Below are 4,221 nucleotides of genomic sequence, written 5' to 3' on the forward strand. Positions count from 1 at the left end.
CGATACGGGCACCGATACGGGCACCGATACGGGTACGGACGCCGAGGCCGGTACGGAGGTCCCCGCCGGTGATGGCTCCGTGGACGCCGTACCTGATGGCTCAGCGCCCGATGACGCCGCGGCCTCTACAAGCCGGGACGCCGACACACGGGTCAGGGCGGGCTCGACGGACTCAGCGGACTCAGCACACGCGGCCACCGCAGGTCAGCGGCGGCACAAGACGGCGCAGCGGCGGTGGATCACGGTCGGGGTGCTGGCCGCCGTGATGCTCGGCGCGGGCACGGTCTGGGCGCTGCAGCGGGACAACGACGGGCAGCGCTCGGCGCACCAGCAGCCGGGCGGCACCACGAAGGGGGCGGCCTGGCGGCCGTGGAAGGGCACGCTGCCCACCGACGGCTCCGGCGGCGCGCAAGGCGAGGGCGCCCGGGCGGCGTTCTGCTCGTACGGAGGCGGCGCGCTGTACTGCGCCGGGCGCGGTATCGACGCCGCCCGCCTCGACCCGGCCGACGGCAAGGTGCTGTGGTGGCAGCCGGCCGAGGCGAACCGCGCCGACGACGGCACGCCGACCGCCCCCGCGCTCTCCGGCGGCCTGGTCCAGGTGGTGTCGCCGGACGGGGCGCGGCTGCGGGCGTTCGACCCGAAGACGGGGCATCCCCGTTGGAGCCGTGACGTGGCCTCGTACGAGGGCAGCGTCTACCCCTCGGGCGACACCGTGCTGCTGGTCGCGGCGGACGGCGTGGTCACGGCCGTCAACGGGGCCACGAACAAAGAGCGCTGGAGTCATACCGTCCCCGGCCACGCCCGCCCGGCGTTCGTCTCGTACGGCGACGGCCGTACCGCATACGCGCTCACCACCTCGGCCGACGGATCCCACACGCTGGTCACGGCGGTCGACACCGCCCGCGGAACGGCCCTCTGGCAGCGGTCGTTCCGCGGCAATCTCACCCCGGCAGGCGCCGACTCCGCGGGGGTCCTGTACCTCACCGGGACCGACGACCAGACCCGTACGGCCACCGTCGTCCGGTACGACCCGGCGCACCGCGCCGAACGCCGCGTCGCGCTGGCCACGCCGGTGTCCGCGACCAGCGTTGCGGTGCGCGGCGGCTTGGTCTACCTGCTGTGTGCGGACGGCGGTCTGGTGGCGGTCGACCCGCGCCGTACGGATCCGGCCGCGGCGCAGCGCTGGCGGATGGAGACCTCGGTGGGCAATGCGTCGCCGCTGGTGGCCGCAGGCGACCGGCTGTACTTCTCGGCGGCGGACGGGCGGCTGCTCGCCGTGGACGCGGTGGGCGGCGAGTTGCTGGGGCAGACCCCGCCGCGTACGGGCAAGGCCCAGAAGAGCTACCTGGAGTTGGTGCCCGCGCCGGTGGCGGCGGACGGCAAGGTATACGGATCGGCGCCGGACGGCACGGTCTTCGGGGTGTCGGGACGGGACCCGGCCCGCTGGTGACTGCCCGCTGATCGGCGACGCGCTGCAGAACCGGCGGGAGCGAGCGTGCCTGGGCCCGGACGGCTCGCGTCCGGGCCCAGGCACAGCGGCCGTGTGTCAGCCGAGCTTGCTGACGTCCCGCACCGCGCCCTTGTCGGCGCTGGTCGCCATCGCCGCGTACGCCCGCAGCGCGGCGGACACCTTGCGCTCGCGGTTCTTCGGTGCGTACACGCCGCCCAGGGCTTCGCGCCGGGCGGCCAGTTCGTCCTCGCTCACCAGCAGCTCGATCGTGCGGGAGGGGATGTCGATACGGATCCGGTCGCCGTCCTCGACCAGGGCGATGGTGCCGCCGGAGGCCGCCTCGGGCGAGGCGTGGCCGATGGACAGGCCGGAGGTGCCGCCGGAGAAGCGGCCGTCGGTGATCAGCGCGCAGGCCTTGCCCAGGCCCCGGCCCTTGAGGAAGGAGGTGGGGTAGAGCATTTCCTGCATACCGGGGCCGCCCTTGGGGCCCTCGTAGCGGATGACGACGACGTCGCCCTCCTTGACCTGCTTGCCGAGGATCTTCTCGACGGCCTCTTCCTGGGACTCGCAGACCACGGCCGGGCCCTCGAAGGTCCAGATGGACTCGTCGACGCCCGCGGTCTTCACGACGCAGCCGTCCTCGGCGAGGTTGCCGTACAGGACGGACAGGCCGCCTTCCTTGGAGTAGGCGTGCTCGATGTCGCGGATGCAGCCGTTCTCGGCGTCGGTGTCCAGGGTGTCCCAGCGCTCGGACTGCGAGAAGGCGGTCGCGGAACGCACACAGCCGGGGGCGGCGTGGAAGAGCTCCGTGGCCTCGGCGGAGGGGGAGCCGCCGCGGATGTCCCACTGCTTGAGCCAGTCGGCGAGCGAGGACGAGTGCACCGTGTGCACGTCCTCGTTGAGCAGCCCGGCCCGGTAGAGCTCGCCCAGGATCGCGGGGATGCCGCCGGCCCGGTGGATGTCCTCCATGTAGTAGACGCCGCCGGGGGCGACGTTCGGGGCGACCTTCGCCAGGCAGGGCAGACGGCGGGAGAGCGCGTCGATGTCCTTCATGTCGAAGTCGAGCCCGGCCTCCTGCGCGGCGGCCAGCAGGTGCAGGATCGTGTTGGTCGAGCCGCCCATGGCGATGTCGAGGGCCATGGCGTTCTCGAAGGCGGCGCGGGAGCCGACGGCGCGCGGCAGGACGGTCTCGTCGCCCTGCTCGTAGTAGCGCTTGGTGATCTCCACGACGGTGCGGCCGGCGGTCTCGTACAGCGCCTTGCGGGCGGTGTGGGTGGCCAGCACCGAGCCGTTGCCGGGGAGGGACAGGCCGATCGCCTCGGTGAGGCAGTTCATGGAGTTCGCGGTGAACATCCCGGAACAGGAGCCGCAGGTCGGACAGGCGTTGTCCTCGATCCGGGCGATGTCCTCGTCGGAGACGTTGTCGTTGACGGCCTCGGAGATCGCGGTGATCAGGTCGAGCTTGCGGACGGTGCCGTCGACCAAGGTCGCCCGGCCCGACTCCATGGGGCCGCCGGAGACGAAGACGGTGGGGATGTTCAGCCGCATCGCGGCCATCAGCATGCCGGGCGTGATCTTGTCGCAGTTGGAGATGCAGATCAGCGCGTCCGCGCAGTGCGCCTCGACCATGTACTCGACCGAGTCGGCGATCAGGTCGCGGGAGGGCAGGGAGTAGAGCATTCCGCCATGGCCCATGGCGATGCCGTCGTCCACGGCGATCGTGTTGAACTCGCGCGGGATGCCGCCCGCGGCGTGGACCGCCTCGCTGACGATCCGGCCGACCGGCTGGAGGTGGGTGTGGCCCGGCACGAACTCCGTGAAGCTGTTCGCCACCGCGATGATCGGCTTGCCGAAGTCCTCACGCGCTACGCCCGAGGCCTGCATAAGGGCTCGGGCGCCCGCCATGTTGCGGCCATGGGTGACGGTGCGGGACCTCAGCTCGGGCACGGTGCTCCACTCCCTCGTTTCCGGGTCGTCCCGGTAGTCCGGGTTCTTGAGTCTTCTGAGCCTACGCCTCCCATCCGGGATACGGACGGTGCGTCCGGATCCCAAGACGCGTGGCTCAGTCCTCGGGCGGCCCCGAACCCCCAACGGCCCCGCCCCGTCCGGCCGGCTCAGTCCTCGGGCGCCCGTATCGACGAACCGACGCCCAGCCGGCTCAGTCCTCGGCCGGACAGCGCGCTCAGTCCTCGGTCAGATAGCGCTGGAGCGTCGGCCCCACCATGGCGACGATGTCCTCCACGGGCGCGGAGGCCATCGGCTCCATCCGGATCACATACCGCAGCATCGCGATCCCGATCATGTGGCTGGCCGCCAGCTGCGCCCGGAACTCCGGGTTGGACACATGCAGCTCGACCACCATCCGCAGCAGCAGCCGACGCTCGATCATGCCGCGCAGGACCGCGGCCGCCGCCTCGTTGGTCAGCGCGGAGCGCATCACGGCCAGCAGCGGCAGGCGGGTGACGGGGTTCTCCCAGACGCCGAACATGAAGCGGGCCATCCGCTCGCCCGCCCCCTCCCGGCTGCCGCCGTGCACCGCGTCCGGGGCGGCCAGGGTGGGAGCGAAGATCAGCTCGACGGCCGCCCCGAAGATCTGGTCCTTGGTGCCGAAGTAGTGGTGGACCAGGGCCGGGTCCACCCCCGCCGCCTTCGCGATACCGCGGATCGAGGTCTTGTCGTAGCCGCGCTCGGCGAACTCGTTGCGCGCCGCGGTCAGGATCCGGTCGCGCGCCGCGGGGGCGTCGGGGGCGCCCTCCGTACGGGGCGGACGG

General features: G+C 72.3%; 3 protein-coding genes. 1 reads left to right on the forward strand and 2 read right to left on the reverse strand.

Translation table 11 applies throughout. The annotated features are described in order from the left end of the window. Positions 1-1,450 (forward strand): outer membrane protein assembly factor BamB family protein (locus tag CCN51_RS50530; protein WP_158104789.1); only part of this gene is annotated, 1,450 nt, incomplete at its 5' end. 96 nt (positions 1,451-1,546) lie between these two features. On the opposite strand, the gene ilvD is transcribed toward CCN51_RS50530, so the two are convergent. Together ilvD and CCN51_RS50540 are read right to left on the reverse strand one after the other, a co-directional pair. After that, complete coding sequence (gene ilvD / locus CCN51_RS50535) at positions 1,547-3,397, reverse strand: dihydroxy-acid dehydratase (RefSeq protein ID WP_014178570.1); 1,851 nt, start codon at positions 3,395-3,397, stop codon at positions 1,547-1,549. 235 nt (positions 3,398-3,632) lie between these two features. Next, the coding region (locus CCN51_RS50540; protein WP_086861183.1) for a TetR/AcrR family transcriptional regulator at positions 3,633-4,221 on the reverse strand (589 nt) is incomplete at its 5' end.

This window comes from Streptomyces milbemycinicus, from assembly GCF_002154605.1.
GTDB classification, from domain to species: domain Bacteria; phylum Actinomycetota; class Actinomycetes; order Streptomycetales; family Streptomycetaceae; genus Streptomyces; species Streptomyces milbemycinicus.